The following is an 18326-nucleotide window of genomic DNA, read 5'->3' on the forward strand; positions in this document are numbered from 1 at the left end:
GTGGGTAGAATGCGGTTTTTTTCCAGCCTGGGGGTGCGCTTTGCGCGAAATTGTCCTGATCAACATCACGGGTGAAGACCGACCGGGTCTCACCGCAGCCATTACCGGCGTCCTGGCCCAGGGTGGTGTGAACATTCTCGACATCGGCCAGGCGGTGATCCACGACACCTTGTCGTTCGGCATCCTGGTGGAAATCCCCAGCACTGAACAGGCCTCCTCGGTACTCAAGGACATCCTGTTTACGGCGTATAAGCTCGATCAACAGGTACGTTTCACCCCGGTGTCCGAAGCCGATTACCAACACTGGGTCGAAGGCCAGGGCAAAAAGCGCCACATTGTCACCCTGTTGACCCGCAAGGTAACGGCCGAGCAGTTGCAGCGCGTCAGCTCCATTACCGCGCAGTACGGATTGAATATCGACCATATCGACCGTCTGTCGGGTCGCATGCCATTGGACACTCCGGCCGACAAGGGCAAGGGCTGCATCGAGTTCTCTGTGCGTGGCGAGCCGGCTGACGCGCAAGCGCTGCGCGCCGACTTCCTGAGCGTGGCCCAGGAACTGAATGTCGATATCGCCTTCCAGGAAGACTCGCTGTTCCGTCGCAACCGCCGCCTGGCGGTGTTCGACATGGACTCCACCTTGATCGAAGCCGAGGTCATCGACGAGCTGGCCAAGGCGGCCGGTGTGGGCGAGCAAGTGTCTGAGATTACTGAGCGGGCAATGGCCGGTGAGCTGGATTTTCGTGCCAGCTTCAAGGAACGTCTGGCGTTGCTCAAGGGCCTGGACGTGGGCGTGCTGGATTCGATCGGCGCGTCGCTGCGCCTGACGGAAGGCGCCGAAACCCTGTTCGCCGAACTCAAACGCCTGGGCTACAAGACCGCCATCCTGTCCGGCGGCTTCACTTACTTCGCCAAGCAGTTGCAGGCCAAGCTGGGCATTGACTATGTATTCGCCAACGAGCTGGAAGTGGTGGATGGCAAAGTGACCGGCGTGGCGGTGGAGCCGATTGTCGACGCGCAACGCAAGGCCGACCTGCTCAAGGAATTGGCCCACAAGGAAGGCTTGCGCCTGGAGCAGACCATCGCGGTCGGCGACGGCGCCAATGACTTGCCGATGCTGGCGATTGCCGGGTTGGGCGTGGCGTTCCGTGCCAAGCCGTTGGTCAAGCAATCGGCCAAGCAGGCGATTTCGACCTTGGGGTTGGATGGCGTGCTGTATCTGCTGGGCTTACGTGACCGCGACGGTCAGCTATAACCCCACAGCTGATCGTTCCCACGCTCCGCGTGGGAACGCCTCCAGTGATGCTCTGCGTCACGCTTTGGGCGCAGAGCGCCTCGGGCTGCATTCCCACGCGGAGCGTGGGAACGATCAACTGCAATATCAGGCTTTAGGCAAGGCGATACCCTGGCCCATCTGCACCGGCGTACCCGCCGCCAGTTCTTCAGCCCACTTCACCTGGTCCGGCCCGAACAGCACGATGGCGGTCGATCCCAGTTTGAAACGACCCAATTCCGCACCTTTTTCCAGATGAATCGGCGCGCGGGCCGCTTCGTCGTAGCGGAAGGTTTTCAGCTCGCGCTTGGGCGGCGTCACCAAGCCTGCCCACACGGTTTCAATCGACGCAACGATCATCGCACCCACCAACACCACGGCCATCGGGCCGCGTTCGGTGTCGAACAAGCAGACAGCACGCTCGTTACGGGCGAACAGCTCCGGCACGTTTTCGGCGGTGGTCTGGTTGACCGAGAAAATCCGACCCGGCACATACACCATCTCGCGCAGGGTACCGGCCAATGGCATGTGCACCCGGTGGTAATCCTTGGGCGACAGGTAAATAGTCGCGAACTCGCCGCCCATGAACGGCGCAGCCATCGCTGCATCGCCACCGAGCAGTTCCAGCACGCTGAAGCTGTGGCCCTTGGCCTGGAAGATACGGCCATGTTCGATCGGGCCCAGCTGGCTGACCGCACCATCGGCAGGGCTCAGTACTGCGCCTGGGGTTGGATCCAACGGGCGGGCGCCGTCTTTCAGCGCGCGGGTGAAGAAGGCGTTGAAGTGCTCGTAGGCGCTCAGGTCTTCCACCAGGGCCTGGGACATGTCCACCTGGTAGCGTTTGGCGAACCAGGCAGTGAAGGCGTTCTTGAACCAGCGCACGCGGCACTCGGCGATACAGCCGGCGAGGCGCGACAGCAAGTGGTGCGGCAGCAAGTACTGGCTGAGGATAAACAACTGCTTTTTCATAACTGTCCTTAAACCTTAAATCTCAACGGGGGTGTCGGGGTGGTTGCCCCATTCGCCCCAGGAACCGGCATAACCTTTGACTCGCGGATAACCGAGCGCCTTGGCCACCAGGTAGGTGAAGCCAGAGCGGTGGTGAGTCTGGCAGTGGGTGATGATTTCTTTGTCTTTGGTCAGCCCGAGGTCTTCGAGGATCTGCGGCATGTCACGGCGGATACGCAGGTTGCGCGCCTTGTCCATGCCGGCGGTCCATTCGAAGTTCACCGCGCCGGGAATGTGGCCGCCCTTGGCTGCGAGCACTTTCTCGCCGGAATACTCCAGCGGGCCACGGGCGTCCCAGATCCCCAGGTCGGCCGCGCCGAGACGGCTTTGCAGGTATTCGCGGGTGGCGGTAGGGCCATCGTGCAGCGTGAGGCTGACCGGGCCGCCGGCTGCTGGGGGTGCATCGGTGGAAAGCGGGCGCTTTTCCTCCAGCCATGCCAGCAGGCCGCCGTCGAGGTAGTGGTATTTCTGGTGGCCGATCACGTCGAGCATCCAGATAAAACGCCCAGCCCAACCGCCGCCTTCGTCGTCATAGACCACATAGGTAGCGTCCGGGGTGTGGCCCAGTTCGCCGAACAGTTTTTCCAGGTCGGCCTTGCTCGGCAGCAGGCCGGGTGCCGGAGGCTGGCCCAGTTGAGTGCGCTTGGGGTCAACGAAATGCGCGCCGGGGATATGCCCTTCGGCGTAGCGGGCAGCACTGGTGAGGTCCACCAGTATCAAGTGCTTGGAATCGAGGCGACTCGACAGGTCGGCGGATTCGATCACCAGCGGCAAGCCAGAGAAGTCAGGCATGTGAGGTCTCCTGGGCACAAATGTTGGCGATAAAGGCCGGTGATTGTAGCGCAAGCATCAGGCGCTGCGGTTGGTAAAGCTGTGCAGAGCTTTCTCGATGCATTGGGCGGTTTTGCCGAACGCTTGCACGGTGGTTTCCGAGAACGGCCCGCCGCCCTGGTCCGCCACGATCAGCATGACCACGCGGCCGTTGCAGCTCAGTGAGCGCAGCAGCAGGTGCTCGCCAATAAACAGACGACGCAGGATCGGTGGCAGCAAGGCGGAAAACTGCGCATGGTTGTCGGGGTTCAGGCGTACCTGGGCGGACTTTTCCAGCAGGCGTTGCAGCAACGTGCTGTTGACCACATCCAGGCTCAGGTGAGCCGCGTCCTTGGGCAGACCGTCGGCCTGGTGCACACGCAAGGTGCTCAAGGCGCGATCGGCCATGAATATCAGTACCCGCTGCATGCCACTGGCCACCAGGGCTTCCTTGGCGCAAGTGGTCAGGTGCATGGCGTTGGCAAAGCGGCTCGGTTCCACCAGCAACTCGGTGCAACGCGTGCGCCACACGGCCAAGGCTTCGGCAGTCGGAGGCGGTGCAGGCAACAAGCCGCGATGGACTTTCTGCACATGCCACGGCCAGATCAGCGACAGCGCCGGGTGCCAGAGGTCGGGCATCAAGGTGGTGCGAGCGCTGGTCACCGCTTGCTGGTGAGCTTGCTGTTGCACATCGCTCAATGGCGTTTGCAGGTACAGCGCCGTCAGGTATTGCCAGCGCTCGGTGTGCGGGCAGGTCCAGGATTCCTGGGCCGACATCGCCAGGCCGTTGGCCAGCAACACGGTATTGGCCGGCTGGTTCAGCCAGCGTCGCAGGTTGGGCTCGGCATCGAGCAATTGCTGGTGACGCAGGGCATCGTCTTGACGGGCAATGTGCAGCGCCTTGACCAGCAGGCGTTGCTCGGCCAACAGCAACTTGTAGCCCTGTGAAACCCAGATCGGCAGGTGCCAGGCTTCGGTCAGGCCCAGGCACAGGTCGAGCAGACGCACGCCGAACAGCTGTTGCTCGACCTGGCGCGCCGATTGGCCTTTATGGATTACCCGCAATTCCCATTCTTCCAGGAGCTTGGGGTAGGCGACGGCCATTGGCCACAGTGGCGACAGAAACAGCAGGCTGCCCCAGTGGATGTCCTGCCACAACCGCGCCAGGCGACTGCCGAACAAACCGTTGGCTTGCTGGGATGCGTGCTGGCTGATCAGCAGCAGCTGACGCAAGGCCACGGGGATTTCGCGGGCGGGTACCGAAGGCAGGCGCGCCAACAACTCCTCGGCACGTTTGAGGCCCAGGCGGTTAAGCGCGACTTCAAGGTTTTCCGCAGGTTCGGCCAGGCTGCCGTGGGCTTGGCTGTTGGCTTCGCGCATCACGCTCAACACCAGGGCCGGGCTGTTGTGCATCAGCTCAGCAATATCTCGCAATGAACTGCGGCTATCGCGAATGGCTTTGCACACGCGCTCATGACTGGCCTGGGGCACGGGCAGCAGCACATCGTCCAGGCACTTGATCCAAGCGGCGAGGGTAGTGGGGCGGTTCGTTGGGACTGTCGGTTCAATTGCCATGATTGGGGCGCGATCATCACTTGCGTTCAACACGCCCGGAACGGGCCTAATTGGCTTTTCGCCTTAACGGGCTATAGTCTGGCGCAGTTTTGCCGATAAGTAGAACAAGAGTTTTGTGCAACACCCCCTATGTCCATGAACCCGACGGCGCAAGTACCCCTCTCCTATGGCTAAAATTATCGGCATCATTGTCGTCATCGCAAGTGTGCTCGGAGGGTACGTCCTCTCCCACGGTAAAATCGCCGCACTGATCCAGCCTTTCGAAGTGCTGATTATCGGCGGTGCCGCGTTCGGCGCATTTTTGCAGGCCAACCCAGGCTATATGACCATGCACGTGGTCAAGAAGTCCCTGGGCATGTTCAGCTCGCGCTTCTCCCACACGTTTTATCTGGAAGTGCTGGGGCTGATCTACGAGATCCTCAACAAGAGCCGCCGTGAAGGCATGATGGCGATCGAGGGTGATATCGAAGACGCCGCAGCCAGCCCGATTTTTGCCAAGTACCCGGCCGTGCTCAAAGACGAGCGCATGACGGCGTATATCTGCGATTACCTGCGCATCATGTCCTCCGGCAACATGGCGCCCCACGAGCTGGAAGGCCTGTTCGACATGGAGTTGTTCAGCCTCAAGGAAGAGCTGGAGCATCCGTCCCACGCCGTGACCGGCATCGCCGACGGCATGCCCGGTTTCGGTATTGTCGCGGCGGTACTGGGCATCGTGGTGACCATGGCGTCCCTGGGCGAGGGCGATCAGGCGGCCATCGGCATGCACGTAGGTGCGGCGCTGGTGGGCACCTTCTTCGGTATTCTCGCCGCCTATGGTTTCTTCGGCCCGCTCGCCACTTCCCTGGCCCATGATGCCAAGGAAGAGATCAACCTCTACGAAGCGATCAAGGCGTGCCTGGTGGCATCGGCCTCGGGCATGCCGCCGTCGCTGGCCGTGGAGTTTGGGCGCAAGGTGCTGTACCCCAAACATCGCCCGAGTTTCTCCGAGCTGGAACAAGCGGTTCGCGGTCGCTAAGCCATGGAAAACAACCAGCCGATCATCATCAAGCGCGTCAAGCGCTTCGCTGCGGGGCACCATGGCGGCGCCTGGAAAATCGCCTTCGCCGACTTTGCCACGGCGATGATGGCGTTCTTCCTGGTGCTGTGGCTGATGTCCACCGCTACGCCAGAACAGAAGATCGCCATCGCCGGCTACTTCAAAGACCCGATTGGCTTTTCGGAAAGCGGCACGCCGTTTGTGATTGACCTGGGCGGCTCGCCGGAACTGGCGCCCGAGCGCACCATCAACCCCGAAGTGCAAACGGAGTCGCCCCAGGAAAAAATCCCGATTGAGCGCGACACTGTCGAGTCCATGGCCGAACAGGTCGAACAGGAGCGCCTGGAACTGTTGCTGCAGGAATTGCAGAACAAGGTGGAAGAAAACCCACAGTTGCTGAAGTTCAAGGACCAGATTTCCTTCGAGATCACCCCCGAGGGGCTGCGCATCCAGATTACCGATGCGGCCAACCGGCCGATGTTCGACTCTGGCAGTGCGCGCTTGAAGCCGTACTTTGAAGACATTCTGCTGGCCATGGCTGACACCATCAAGGCGGTGCCGAACAAGATCAGTATCAGCGGGCATACCGACGCCAAGCCCTACGCGGGCCAGGGAGATTTCGGCAACTGGGAACTCTCGGCCAACCGCGCCAACGCCGCCCGGCGTGCGCTGGTAGCCGGCAGCTACCCGGACCCGCAAGTGGCGCGCGTGGTGGGCTTTGCCTCCTCGCAGCTGTTTGATCCCAAAGACCCGTTCAACCCGGTCAATCGCCGTATCGACATCGTGGTGCTGACCAAAAAAGCCCAGCGTGCGATTGAAGGCGATCAACCACCGCCATCGGCACCGACCCAGGGCGAGGGTGCGCCTGGCGAAGTGCCGGCCGACCCGAACGCGCTGCCGCCGGAGCAGGAACCGCTGCCAGCCCATGAGCTGCGCCAGAAGCTGAACCTGTTTGATGATGGGGGCGTCAAGGATCCTACGGCGCCTGCACCGAAGCCGTAAGCTCCAGATACAACAAGGCCGCGATGATCGCGGCCTTGTTGTATCTGCGCTGTCATAGATATCTACACAATTTTGGGGCGACGCTGGGCCTGTGGCGAGAGAGCTTGCTCCCGTGACGGCCTGACAGCCGGCGCCTATCTACCTGACGCCCTCAATCCAAATGTGGGAGCTGGCGTGCCTGCGATTGCGATTTGCCGATGTACATATCCATTCCTGCGGTAACGGCCACCTAGGGTTCCGCTCTGACAGCGGCTCACTTTTGAAAAGCGCAAAAGTAAGCAAAACGCTCTTGCCCCACCACTCGGCACCTCGCTTAGGCTCGGTGTGCCCGAACACAGTCTTGAATCCGTGGGCCGCCGCCACGCGCCATCCATGGCGCGGGGCGGCTAACCCGGCGTCCTGCCGGGTTACCCACGAATTCAAGCCTGCGTTCGGCCAGCGTGGTTTAACGGGGCGCCTGAGATCAAGATCACAAGCAGATCAAAAGCAGATCAAGAGCGGCTCGCTCCGCATCGTGGTTACAGTAGGCAGCTAGAAAGTTATATAGATACCGATGCTGCATTGTAGGAGCGAGCTTGCTCGCGAAAAACGTCAACGATAACGCGTGTATCAAGGATGCCCGCGTTGCGCTTGAGGCCTTCGCGAGCAAGCTCGCTCCTACAGAGGTGGGGGCCGCTTAGTAGCTGCTCTCAGGCAAGCTCGCAATAATCGACCGATAGCTGTTCATCCGCTGCTGCTGCACGCGCCCATCTTCCAGTGCCTTGAGCAACGCACAACCCGGCTCGCGGTCGTGTTTGCAGTCACGGAAGCGGCAGGTGCCGATCAGGTCGTTGAACTCGATGAAGCCCGCTTCCACATCGCTGCGGCTGACGTGGCCCAAGCCGAATTCACGAATACCCGGCGAGTCGATCAACTCGCCGCCGCCCGGGAAGTGGAACAACCGCGCGGTGGTGGTGGTGTGGGTGCCCTGGCCGGACAGCTCCGACAGCGGGCCCACGCGGGTTTCGACTTCCGGCAACAGGCTGTTGACCAGCGACGACTTGCCCACGCCAGACTGGCCGACGAACACGCTGATCCGCCCGTCCAACTGCTGTTGCAGCTGTTCCATGCCGTTGCCGTGGTGAGCCGACACTTCCAGCACCGGGTAGCCCAGGGTGCGGTAGACCGCCAGCAACGCATTGAGCGCCGGGGCGTTCTGCTCATCGATCAGGTCGAATTTGTTCAGCAGCAGCAACGGGCGGATGCCGGCATGCTCAGCCGCGACCAGGTAACGGTCGATCAGGTTGGCATGGGGCTCGGGCAGCGGCGCGAACACGATCACGATCATGTCGACGTTGGCCGCCACCGGCTTGAGCTGCCCACGGCTGTCGGGGCGGCGCAGTTCGGTGCTGCGCGGCAACTGGGCGACGATGACGCCGATGCCCTGGTTGCCGGCACGCCACACCACCTTGTCGCCGGTGACCAGCGCAGGCAGGTTGGCGCGCAAGTGGCAACGGAACACCTGGCCTGCGAGTTCGCCTTCGAGCGCCTCGACTTCGACCTGCACACCAAAGTGCGCGATCACCAGGCCCGTTTGTTCGGGGCCCAGGTCGCCGCCCTCGAGCGCTTCCACGGCGGAGGATTCACGTTTGGCGGCGCGGGCGGCGCGTTCACCTTGAATCTTTTCGATGCGCCAGTTTTGGCGACGGTTGAGCTGGCGTTTGGCCATTGGTGTTCCGTGTCGATAATGCAAAAGTTGGGTAAAACGGTCGCGAGTCTAGCACGCCCCCGCCTGCTAAACTGCCCGGCTACGCCAAGGTGCCAAGAGAATCAAGCCATGCAAAACCCACAGAACCTGATTTGGATCGATCTGGAAATGACCGGTCTGAACCCCGACACCGACGTCATCATCGAGATGGCGACCATTGTCACCGACAGCAACCTCAACACCTTGGCCGAAGGCCCGGTGATCGCCATCCACCACAGCGACGCCGTACTCGCCACCATGGACGAGTGGAACACCCGCACCCACGGTAACTCCGGGCTGACCCAGCGCGTGCGCGACAGCCGCATCAGCATGGCCGAAGCCGAGGCCGAAACCATCGCCTTCCTGGAAAAATGGGTGCCCAAGGGCAAGTCGCCGATCTGCGGCAACAGCATCTGCCAGGACCGTCGCTTCCTTTATACGCACATGAAGGGGCTGGAAAGCTACTTCCACTACCGCAACCTCGACGTGTCGACCTTGAAAGAACTGGCTGCGCGCTGGGCGCCGAAAGTCAAAGACAGCTTCCATAAAGGCAGCACGCACCTGGCGCTGGATGATATTCGCGAGTCGATTGCCGAGTTGCAGCATTACCGCAAGCATTTCATCAAGGCTTGATTCTGCGGCGGCATTGGAGGCGCCATCGCAGGCAAGCCAGCTCCCACATTTGACTGCATTCGCAAATCCAAAGTGTGGGAGCTGGCTTGCCTGCGATGCAGGCGACGCGGTTTATCGCTAAGTGCCCCCTTTTGGTGCCCTCGGCAAATGATTAGACTGCCGGCCTCTCTGTCAGGATCGCCATCATGTTGCTGATGCTCTACCTCGTCGCCATCACCGCCGAAGCCATGACTGGCGCCCTGTCTGCAGGTCGGCGTGGCATGGACTGGTTTGGCGTGGTGCTGATCGCTTGCGTGACGGCCTTGGGTGGCGGTTCGGTGCGTGATGTGTTGCTCGGCCACTACCCGCTGACCTGGGTCAAACACCCCGAATACCTGGTGCTGACCTCCGTTGCGGCGTTGGTGACGATCTTTATCGCGCCCTTGATGCGCCACCTGCGCTCGCTGTTCCTGGCACTGGATGCGGTGGGGTTGGTGGCGTTCACCCTGATCGGCTGCATGACCGCCCTGGAGATGGGCCACGGCATGTTGGTGGCGTCGGTCAGCGGGGTCATCACCGGGGTATTCGGCGGCATCCTCCGGGATATCTTCTGTAACGACATCCCGCTGATCTTCCGCCGCGAGCTATATGCCAGCGTGTCTTTCCTGGCCGCGTGGTTCTACCTGCTGTGCCTATATCTGGAGCTGCCCAGCGAGCAAGCGATTCTGTTGACGCTGTTCAGTGGCTTCCTGTTGCGTCTGCTGGCGATCCGTTTTCACTGGGAAATGCCCAAGTTCGTCTACAACGACGACGTTCACTAGCGCGCAGCGTGTTGCTCCAGCGCCCATTCCACGTGTTCGCGCACCAACTCAGACGGGTAGTCCCGCCGCGCCTTCAAGGCTTCCAACACTGGAATGCTGGAGGGCGCATTGCCCAGGCCCACCGCCAGGTTGCGTAACCAGCGCTCATAACCGGCGCGGCGCAGGGGCGAGCCCTCGGTGCTGCTGAGGAATTTATCCTCGTCCCACATAAACAATTCGGCCAGTTCAGCGTTATCCAGATTGTGCCGTGGCTTGAAATCGCTTTCGGCGGTGGGTCGGGCGAAACGATTCCACGGGCAAACGATCTGACAGTCATCGCAGCCAAATACCCGGTTGCCGATCAATGGGCGCAGGTCTTCGGGGATGGCGCTCTTGAGTTCGATGGTCAGGTACGAAATGCAGCGTCGCGCGTCCAGCACGTAAGGGCCGACGAAAGCGTTGGTGGGGCAGATGTCCAGGCACGCCGTGCAACGGCCGCAGTGTTCGGTTGCGTGGGGTGGGTCGACTGGCAAGGGCAAATCGACAAACAGTTCGCTCAGGAAGAAATAACTGCCGGCCTTGCGGTTGAGAACCAGGGTGTTTTTACCGATCCAGCCCAGGCCCGCTTGTTCGGCGATGGCTTTTTCCAGCACGGGCGCGCTGTCGACAAAGGCGCGAAAGCCAAACGGCCCGATCTGCGCCTGGATACGGTCGGCCAGTTGCTGCACGCGCTTGCGGATCAGCTTGTGGTAATCGCGGCCCAGGGCGTAGCGCGAGATGTAGGCTTTTTCTGGCTGGGCCAGCAATTGCGCCATGTGGGTGTCGCCGGGCAGGTAGTCCATGCGCAGTGACACCACGCGCAAGGTACCGGGCACCAGCTCGTCCGGGTGCGAGCGTTTGCTGCCGTGGGCGCCCATGTATTCCATCTCGCCGTGGTAGCCCGCGTCGAGCCAGCGTTGCAGGTGCTGTTCATGCTCAGCCAGGTCGAGGCCGCTGATGCCCACTTGTTGAAAGCCCAGCTCGCGGCCCCAGTCTTTGATCGATTGGGCGAGGGCGGGCAGATCGGAGGTAATAGCAGGCATGAGACACGAGAAACCACAGGTTAGATGCGTATAATTCTGCCAGACATCGGAGCTTGAAGACGCATGCCTCAGACAAAACACCCAATTACCGACGTTCAGCTGTTGTTGCCCGGCCATTTGCCGCAACTGGCTGCGCGTTCCCCGGACGCCCATAAGGGCCAGTTCGGCCACTTGCTGGTCATCGGTGGTGACCGTGGCTTCGGCGGCGCGGCGCTACTGAGCAGTGAAAGTGCCCTGCGCAGCGGCGCCGGCATGGTCTCGCTGGCGACGCGGCCGGAGCATGTGCCGGCCGCTCTGGCTCGGCTGCCGGAGGTCATGGCCGTTGGCGTGAGCTCGGCCAACCAATTGATGGGCCTGCTGGAAAAAATCTCGGTGATCGTCATCGGCCCAGGCCTGGGCGATGCCGCCTGGGGCAAGAGCCTGTTGTCGGTCGCGGCCAATGCCAGCCTGCCGCAGGTATGGGATGCCGATGCGCTCAATCAACTGGCCACTGGCAGCGTGGTGCTGCCGGCCAACTGTGTGATGACCCCTCATCCGGGCGAAGCTGCGCGTTTGTTGGGGCTGTCGACAGCCGAGGTTCAGGCTGATCGCCTTAAGGTGGCGCGCGCGTTGAGCCACAAATTCAATGCAGTGGCTATCCTCAAGGGGGCTGGCAGTTTGATTGCCAGCCCGGATGGGCGCGTGTCGCGGTGTGATCAAGGCCATCCGGCGATGGCAACAGCGGGGCTCGGCGATGTGCTGGCCGGCCTGGTCGGCGCACTATTGGCTCAGGGTATGCCCGCGTATGAAGCGAGCTGCCTGGCCGTGTGGTTGCACGCGGCCGCCGGAGACCGCCAGGGCAGTTTTGGTCGCGGCTTGGCTGCCAGCGACCTGATCCCCGCCATTCGTCAATTGCTGGAGGAGCAGTCGCCGTGCCTGAAGTAATTCTTTTCCTGGCAGATGAAGAGGCCATGGTCGCGTTGGGCCAACGTATTTCGCAGGTCACGCAAGGGGCCGGGTTGATCTTTCTCGAGGGCGACCTGGGCGCAGGCAAAACCACACTGTCCCGGGGGATTATTCGCGGCCTGGGCCATACCGGCGCTGTAAAAAGCCCGACGTTCACGTTGGTCGAGCCCTACGAGATCGGGGATGTACGCGCCTTCCACTTCGACCTCTATCGCCTGGTCGATCCGGAAGAGCTGGAGTTCATGGGCATCCGTGATTACTTCGACGAGGATGCGCTGTGTCTGATCGAGTGGCCAAATAAAGGCACAGGCTTTTTGCCAAAGCCGGACCTGACCATTACCATTACGCCGCATGAGCACGGACGTCAGCTGAAGTTGTTGCCCCAGAGCCCACGCGCTGAGTCGTGGTGTGCTGCTCTGGCATTGGAATTCAAATAATTGGTGGGGTTAGGTATGCGCTTTCGCGCGTTGGTTGCTGTCGTGGGGGTGTTGCTTGCGGCAATGACTGTCAATGCTCTGGCTGCTTCACAGGTGAAAAGTGTTCGCCTGTGGCGAGCGCCGGATAACACGCGACTGGTGTTCGACCTGTCTGGCCCGGTCCAGCACAGCGTCTTTACCTTGACGGCGCCTGATCGTCTGGTGATCGACATCAACGGTGCCAGCCTGGCCGCGCCGCTGAAAGTCTCCACCGCCAACACGCCCATTACTGCGATGCGCTCGGCCCAGCGTACGCCGACCGACCTGCGTGTAGTCATCGACCTGAAAAAGGCCGTGACCCCCAAAAGCTTCTCCCTGGCCCCCAACGCCCAGTACGGCAACCGCCTGGTGGTCGACCTGTTCGACAACCCCGCCGACGCCGCACCGCCGCCTGCGCCAACGCCGAGCGTGGCGACGGTGCCTGCGGTGCCGGTCAACCCTTCGCAGCCCCAGGTCAAGCTGCCACCGCCGCCGCCCGCCCCGGCCGGCAAGCGCGACATTATCGTGGTGATCGACGCCGGCCACGGTGGCGAAGACCCAGGGGCTTCCGGCTCCCGCGGCCAGCATGAGAAAGACGTGGTGCTCGCCATTGCCCGTGAGCTGCAGCGCCAGGTCAATGGCATGAAAGGCTACCGCGCCGAGTTGACCCGCACCGGTGACTACTTCATTCCGTTGCGTGGCCGTACCGAAATTGCCCGTAAGAAGGGCGCCGACCTGTTCGTATCCATTCACGCCGACGCCGCGCCTTCAACCGCTGCGTTTGGCGCCTCGGTATTTGCCTTGTCTGATCGCGGCGCTACCTCCGAGACCGCGCGCTGGCTGGCCGACAGTGAAAACCGCTCCGACTTGATCGGTGGCGCGGGCAACGTGTCTCTTGATGACAAGGACAAGATGCTCGCAGGCGTACTGCTCGACCTGTCGATGACCGCCTCGTTGACCTCCAGCCTCAACGTGGGCCAGAAAGTCCTGAGCAATATCGGCCGTGTGACCTCGCTGCACAAACAGCGCGTGGAACAAGCCGGGTTCATGGTGTTGAAGTCGCCGGATATTCCGTCGATCCTGGTGGAAACCGGGTTTATCTCCAACGCCAACGAAGCGTCGAAACTGGCCAGCGCCAGCCACCAGCAAGCGTTGGCGCGCTCGATCAGCGCCGGTGTGCGCCAGTTCTTCCAGCAGAACCCGCCGCCGGGCACCTATATCGCCTGGCTGCGCGACTCCGGCAAAATCGCCCAGGGCCCGCGTGACCATCGTGTGCAGCCCGGTGACACCGTTGCCATGCTGGCGGTACGTTTCCAGGTCACGCCTGCAGCGTTGCGCAGCGCCAATAACCTGAAAACCGATGAGTTGAAGATTGGCCAGGTGTTGACCATCCCCGGCACTTCATTGGCGGCGCAGTGATGAGCGAATCCACCTTGAACAGCGGCTCGCGCATTGAATTGCTCAGCCCGCGCCTTGCCAACCAGATCGCCGCGGGTGAGGTGGTTGAGCGCCCGGCGTCGGTGATCAAGGAATTGCTGGAAAACAGCATCGACTCGGGTGCCAAACGCATCGATGTCGACGTAGAGCAGGGCGGCGTCAAGCTGCTGCGGGTACGTGACGATGGCAGCGGCATCTCTTCGGATGACCTGCCCTTGGCCCTGGCCCGTCACGCCACCAGCAAGATCCGTGACCTGGAAGACCTGGAGCGGGTCATGAGCCTGGGCTTTCGCGGTGAGGCCCTGGCCTCCATCAGCTCCGTGGCCCGTCTGACCTTGACCTCCCGCACCCGTAGCGCCGAGCAAGCCTGGCAAGTGGAAACCGAAGGCCGCGACATGGCGCCTCGGGTCCAGCCGGCGGCCCATCCGGTGGGCACCTCGGTGGAAGTGCGCGACCTGTTCTTCAATACCCCGGCGCGGCGCAAGTTCCTCAAGGCCGAGAAAACCGAATTCGATCACCTGCAAGAAGTCATCAAACGCCTGGCCTTGGCGCGTTTCGATGTGGCCTTTCACCTGCGCCACAATGGCAAGACCATCCTCAGCCTGCACGAAGCCAACGACGACGCCGCGCGTGCTCGGCGGGTGGCGGCGGTGTGTGGCAGCGGGTTCCTGGAGCAGGCGCTGCCGATTGAGATCGAGCGCAATGGCTTGAGGCTGTGGGGCTGGGTCGGGTTGCCGACGTTCTCCCGCAGCCAGGCCGACTTGCAGTATTTCTTTGTGAACGGCCGGGCGGTACGCGACAAGCTGGTGGCCCACGCGGTGCGCCAGGCTTATCGCGATGTGCTGTTCAACGGGCGCCACCCCACCTTTGTGCTGTTCTTTGAGGTTGACCCTTCGGTGGTCGACGTCAACGTGCACCCGACCAAGCACGAAGTGCGCTTCCGTGACGGGCGCATGGTGCATGACTTCCTCTATGGCACACTGCACCGCGCCCTGGGCGACGTGCGTCCGGATGATCAACTGTCCGCGCCGATTGTCACAGCGGTGGTACGCCCGAGCGGTCCGGAAGCCGGCGAGTTCGGCCCCCAGGGTGAGATGAGCCTGGCGGCCAACCTGCTGCAATCGCCACAGGCACAGCCAGCCTACACCGCGCCAAACTCGGGTGCCGGTGCGGGTTATCAGTATCAATACACGCCGCGCCCGCAATCGACGGTGCCGGTGGCCGAGGCCCAGGCGGCGTACCGTGAATTTTTTGCGCCGCTGCCGGGTGCCGAGCCGGGCGCTGCTGTGGCGTTGCCCGAGGGCGGTGGTGACATTCCGCCGCTGGGCTATGCCCTGGCGCAGCTCAAAGGCATTTATATCCTCGCCGAAAACGCCCATGGCCTGGTGCTGGTGGACATGCACGCCGCCCATGAGCGGATCATGTACGAGCGCCTGAAGATCGCCATGGCCAGCGAAGGCCTCAGCGGCCAGCCGCTGCTGGTGCCTGAATCCCTGGCGGTGAGCCAGCGTGAAGCCGACTGCGCAGAAGAACATCACAGTGTGTTCCAGAAGCTGGGCTTCGAGCTGCAACGCCTGGGCCCGGAAACCCTGGCGATCCGCCAGATTCCCGCGCTGCTCAAGCAGGCCGAGGCCAACCGCCTGGTGGCCGACGTGCTGGCAGACCTGATGGAGTACGGCACCAGTGATCGTATCCAGGCGCATATCAACGAATTGCTCGGCACCATGGCCTGCCACGGCGCCATCCGCGCCAACCGCCGCCTGGCCCTGCCGGAAATGAACGGCCTGCTGCGCGACATGGAAAACACCGAGCGCAGCGGTCAATGCAACCATGGCCGACCGACCTGGACCCAGATGGGCCTGGACGATCTGGACAAACTGTTCTTGCGCGGCCGTTGATGAGCGCCTTGCCCCCCGCCATTTTCCTGATGGGCCCCACGGCCGCCGGCAAGACCGACCTGGCCATCGAGCTGACCAAGGTGCTGCCCTGCGAGCTGATCAGCGTCGACTCTGCCCTGGTTTACCGGGACATGGATATCGGCACCGCCAAACCGTCGAAAGCGCTATTGGCCCAATATCCGCACCAGTTGATCGACATTATCGACCCGGCGCAGAGCTATTCGGCGGCGGATTTTCGCACCGACGCCCTGGCGGCCATGGCCGAGATCACCGCACGGGGCAATATCCCGCTGCTGGTGGGCGGTACCATGCTTTATTACAAGGCGCTACAGGAAGGCCTGGCCGATATGCCGCCTGCCGATGCCCAGGTGCGTGCAGCGCTGGAGGAAGAGGCTGCGCGCCTTGGCTGGCAAGCCCTGCACGACCAGTTGGCGGCGGTAGACCCGGTGTCTGCGGCACGTATTCACCCCAATGACCCCCAGCGGCTCACCCGCGCCCTGGAAGTCTGGCGCGTCAGTGGTCAGACCATGACTGAACATCGGCTGAAACAAAGTGCGCAAAGTGCTGACGCAGGCGCATCTGGACAGTCACAATTGCCCTATACTGTGGCGAATCTGGCCATCGCTCCGGCAAACCGCCAGGTGTTGCATGAACGAATTGCACAAAGATTCACACTAATGTTGGAACAGGGGTTTGTGGACGAGGTCGTAGCATTGCGTTCAAGAGGTGACCTGCATGCAGGGCTGCCTTCGATACGTGCTGTAGGCTACCGCCAAGTCTGGGATCATCTGGATGGCAAGCTGACGTCAGCCGAAATGCAGGAGCGCGGCATCATTGCCACGCGCCAATTGGCGAAGCGCCAGTTCACCTGGCTGCGCAGCTGGAGCGAGTTGCACTGGTTGGACAGCCTGGACAGCGACAATCTGTCACGCGCCTTGAAATACTTGGGAACGGTCTCCATATTGAGCTGAGTCCTTGCAATTGCCGTCTATCCTTGGGGGTGTGACGGCCATAAGCTATCTATTTTCCGATTTTTTATTATTGATCCTTAAAGGAGTGCGGCACATGTCAAAAGGGCATTCGCTACAAGACCCTTACTTGAATACTTTACGTAAAGAGAAAGTTGGGGTTTCCATCTATCTGGTCAACGGCATCAAACTGCAAGGTACGATCGAGTCGTTCGACCAATTCGTTATCCTGCTGAAAAACACCGTCAGCCAGATGGTTTACAAGCACGCTATCTCGACAGTCGTTCCAGTTCGTCCAATCCGTCTGCCTAGCGCAGCAGGTGATGAACAGGGTGACGCTGAGCCAGGTAACGCCTGATAGGAGTCTCCTTTGTTCTTTGAGCGCCACGGTGGTGGTGAGCGAGTAATCCTCGTTCACTTGGATGGACAGGACCCTGAGGCGCGCGAAGATCCGCAGGAGTTTCAGGAGTTGGCAAATTCGGCCGGCGCCGAGACCGTTGCGTTTTTTAACGTACCGCGTCATCGGCCAACCGCCAAATACCTGATTGGCAGCGGCAAGGTCGAGGAAGTGCGCGACCTGGTTCATGCCGAAGAAGCCGATCTGGTGATCTTCAATCACACCCTCACGCCCAGTCAGGAACGTAACCTCGAACGTGTTTTCGAGTGTCGCGTGATCGACCGTACCGGTCTGATTCTCGATATTTTCGCCCAACGCGCCCGCACCCATGAAGGCAAGCTCCAGGTTGAACTGGCCCAGCTTGACCACATGAGCACGCGCCTGGTTCGCGGCTGGACTCACCTTGAGCGCCAGGGTGGCGGTATCGGCATGCGTGGCCCGGGTGAAACCCAGTTGGAAACCGACCGGCGTCTGCTGCGGGTTCGCCTGCGCCAGATCAAGGGCCGCCTGGAAAAAGTACGCAGCCAGCGTGAACAGTCGCGACGTGGCCGTTCCCGTGCGGATATCCCGACGGTGTCGTTGGTGGGCTACACCAACGCCGGCAAATCCACATTGTTCAATAACGTGACCCAGTCGGACGTGTACGCGGCAGACCAACTGTTCGCCACCCTCGACCCGACCCTGCGCCGTCTGGATATCGACGACCTGGGGCCGATTGTGCTGGCCGATACCGTGGGTTTCATTCGTCACCTGCCCCACAAGCTGGTCGAGGCATTTCGGTCTACGCTCGAAGAGTCGAGCAATTCCGACCTGCTCTTGCACGTGATCGATGCGGCCGAACCGGATCGCATGCTGCAGATTGAACAGGTGATGGTGGTGCTGGGCGAGATTGGTGCCCAGGACTTGCCGATCCTCGAGGTCTATAACAAACTCGATTTGCTTGAAGGCGTTGAGCCACAGATCCAGCGCGACGAGAACGGCAAGCCCCAGCGGGTATGGCTGTCGGCGCGTGACGGCAGTGGCTTGGAGCTGCTGGAACAAGCCATTGCCGAATTGCTCGGCAGCGATTTGTTCGTCGGCACCTTGCGCTTGCCGCAGCGTTTTGCTCGACTGCGTGCACAGTTTTTCGAGCTGGGCGCGGTACAGAAAGAAGAACACGACGAAGAAGGTGTCAGCTTGCTGGCTGTTCGATTGCCACGCTCGGAACTCAATCGGCTGGTCAGCCGAGAGGGTGTTGTACCGGCAGAGTTCATCGAACAACACACTTTGCAATAAAAGCCTGAGAAAGCGGTTGTGCCG

The 18326-nt window shown here is 61.5% G+C and carries 17 protein-coding genes; 12 read left to right on the top strand and 5 right to left on the bottom strand.

Annotated elements, in window-relative coordinates; genetic code table 11:
- Window positions 1–40: 40 nt before the first annotated feature.
- A complete protein-coding gene (serB, locus tag ACWHXD_RS02470) occupies window positions 41–1255 on the top strand; it encodes a phosphoserine phosphatase SerB (RefSeq protein ID WP_003188034.1) in 1215 nt (404 codons plus the stop codon).
- A gap of 126 nt (window positions 1256–1381) precedes the next feature.
- On the opposite strand, the gene asd is transcribed toward serB, so the two are convergent.
- Genes asd through ACWHXD_RS02485 form a run of 3 tightly spaced genes read right to left on the bottom strand, consistent with a single transcriptional unit; the run spans window position 1382 to window position 4666 of the window.
- Window positions 1382–2242 (bottom strand): archaetidylserine decarboxylase, encoded by an 861-nt coding sequence (gene asd, locus ACWHXD_RS02475; RefSeq protein WP_003188035.1) that lies wholly within the window; start codon window positions 2240–2242, stop codon window positions 1382–1384.
- 15 nt (window positions 2243–2257) lie between these two features.
- Window positions 2258–3073, bottom strand: a complete 816-nt coding sequence (locus tag ACWHXD_RS02480; RefSeq protein WP_098949731.1) for a rhodanese-like domain-containing protein — start codon at window positions 3071–3073, stop codon at window positions 2258–2260.
- Window positions 3074–3130: 57 nt separating this feature from the next.
- Window positions 3131–4666: an HDOD domain-containing protein gene (locus ACWHXD_RS02485; RefSeq protein WP_032893857.1), complete on the bottom strand. Its 1536-nt coding sequence runs from the start codon at window positions 4664–4666 to the stop codon at window positions 3131–3133.
- Between the two features lie 166 nt (window positions 4667–4832).
- Here ACWHXD_RS02485 and motA point away from each other — a divergent pair, with 166 nt between their 5' ends.
- Both motA and motB read left to right on the top strand, forming a co-directional pair.
- Window positions 4833–5684: a flagellar motor stator protein MotA gene (motA, locus tag ACWHXD_RS02490; RefSeq protein ID WP_003188041.1), complete on the top strand. Its 852-nt coding sequence runs from the start codon at window positions 4833–4835 to the stop codon at window positions 5682–5684.
- 3 nt (window positions 5685–5687) lie between these two features.
- Window positions 5688–6707 carry a flagellar motor protein MotB gene (gene motB / locus ACWHXD_RS02495; protein ID WP_138763120.1) on the top strand — a complete coding sequence of 340 codons (1020 nt, stop codon included), beginning with the start codon at window positions 5688–5690 and terminating at the stop codon, window positions 6705–6707.
- Between the two features lie 676 nt (window positions 6708–7383).
- Here motB and rsgA read toward each other — a convergent pair.
- Window positions 7384–8415, bottom strand: a complete 1032-nt coding sequence (gene rsgA / locus ACWHXD_RS02500; RefSeq protein ID WP_003188044.1) for a small ribosomal subunit biogenesis GTPase RsgA — start codon at window positions 8413–8415, stop codon at window positions 7384–7386.
- Window positions 8416–8523: 108 nt separating this feature from the next.
- Here rsgA and orn point away from each other — a divergent pair, with 108 nt between their 5' ends.
- Both orn and ACWHXD_RS02510 read left to right on the top strand, forming a co-directional pair.
- Window positions 8524–9066 (top strand): oligoribonuclease, encoded by a 543-nt coding sequence (gene orn, locus ACWHXD_RS02505; protein ID WP_138763122.1) that lies wholly within the window; start codon window positions 8524–8526, stop codon window positions 9064–9066.
- Between the two features lie 182 nt (window positions 9067–9248).
- On the top strand, window positions 9249–9866 hold the full coding sequence (locus tag ACWHXD_RS02510) for a trimeric intracellular cation channel family protein (protein ID WP_169913170.1): 618 nt from the start codon (window positions 9249–9251) through the stop codon (window positions 9864–9866).
- Here the strand turns inward: ACWHXD_RS02510 and queG are convergent.
- A complete protein-coding gene (gene queG, locus ACWHXD_RS02515) occupies window positions 9863–10927 on the bottom strand; it encodes a tRNA epoxyqueuosine(34) reductase QueG (RefSeq protein ID WP_003188049.1) in 1065 nt (354 codons plus the stop codon). The genes ACWHXD_RS02510 and queG overlap by 4 nt on opposite strands.
- 63 nt (window positions 10928–10990) lie before the next feature.
- Between queG and ACWHXD_RS02520 the strand changes: the two genes are divergently transcribed.
- From ACWHXD_RS02520 to hflX, 7 genes are all read left to right on the top strand, one after another.
- Window positions 10991–11851, top strand: a complete 861-nt coding sequence (locus ACWHXD_RS02520) for an NAD(P)H-hydrate dehydratase (RefSeq protein ID WP_138763123.1) — start codon at window positions 10991–10993, stop codon at window positions 11849–11851.
- The gene (tsaE, locus tag ACWHXD_RS02525) at window positions 11839–12309 is read left to right on the top strand and encodes a tRNA (adenosine(37)-N6)-threonylcarbamoyltransferase complex ATPase subunit type 1 TsaE (protein WP_032893846.1); all 471 of its coding nucleotides are present in this window, start codon (window positions 11839–11841) and stop codon (window positions 12307–12309) included. Before ACWHXD_RS02520 ends, tsaE begins: the two co-directional genes overlap by 13 nt.
- 15 nt (window positions 12310–12324) lie before the next feature.
- Window positions 12325–13746, top strand: a complete 1422-nt coding sequence (locus ACWHXD_RS02530) for an N-acetylmuramoyl-L-alanine amidase (protein ID WP_003188054.1) — start codon at window positions 12325–12327, stop codon at window positions 13744–13746.
- Complete coding sequence (gene mutL, locus ACWHXD_RS02535) at window positions 13746–15662, top strand: DNA mismatch repair endonuclease MutL (RefSeq protein ID WP_032893843.1); 1917 nt, start codon at window positions 13746–13748, stop codon at window positions 15660–15662. Before ACWHXD_RS02530 ends, mutL begins: the two co-directional genes overlap by 1 nt.
- On the top strand, window positions 15662–16633 hold the full coding sequence (gene miaA, locus ACWHXD_RS02540; protein WP_138763124.1) for a tRNA (adenosine(37)-N6)-dimethylallyltransferase MiaA: 972 nt from the start codon (window positions 15662–15664) through the stop codon (window positions 16631–16633). The genes mutL and miaA overlap by 1 nt, the downstream gene beginning before the upstream one ends.
- 94 nt (window positions 16634–16727) lie before the next feature.
- Window positions 16728–16988 carry an RNA chaperone Hfq gene (gene hfq / locus ACWHXD_RS02545; protein ID WP_003188059.1) on the top strand — a complete coding sequence of 87 codons (261 nt, stop codon included), beginning with the start codon at window positions 16728–16730 and terminating at the stop codon, window positions 16986–16988.
- 12 nt (window positions 16989–17000) lie between these two features.
- Window positions 17001–18302, top strand: a complete 1302-nt coding sequence (hflX, locus tag ACWHXD_RS02550; RefSeq protein ID WP_138763125.1) for a ribosome rescue GTPase HflX — start codon at window positions 17001–17003, stop codon at window positions 18300–18302.
- Window positions 18303–18326: the final 24 nt, after the last annotated feature.

The organism is Pseudomonas fjordensis (assembly GCF_976987115.1).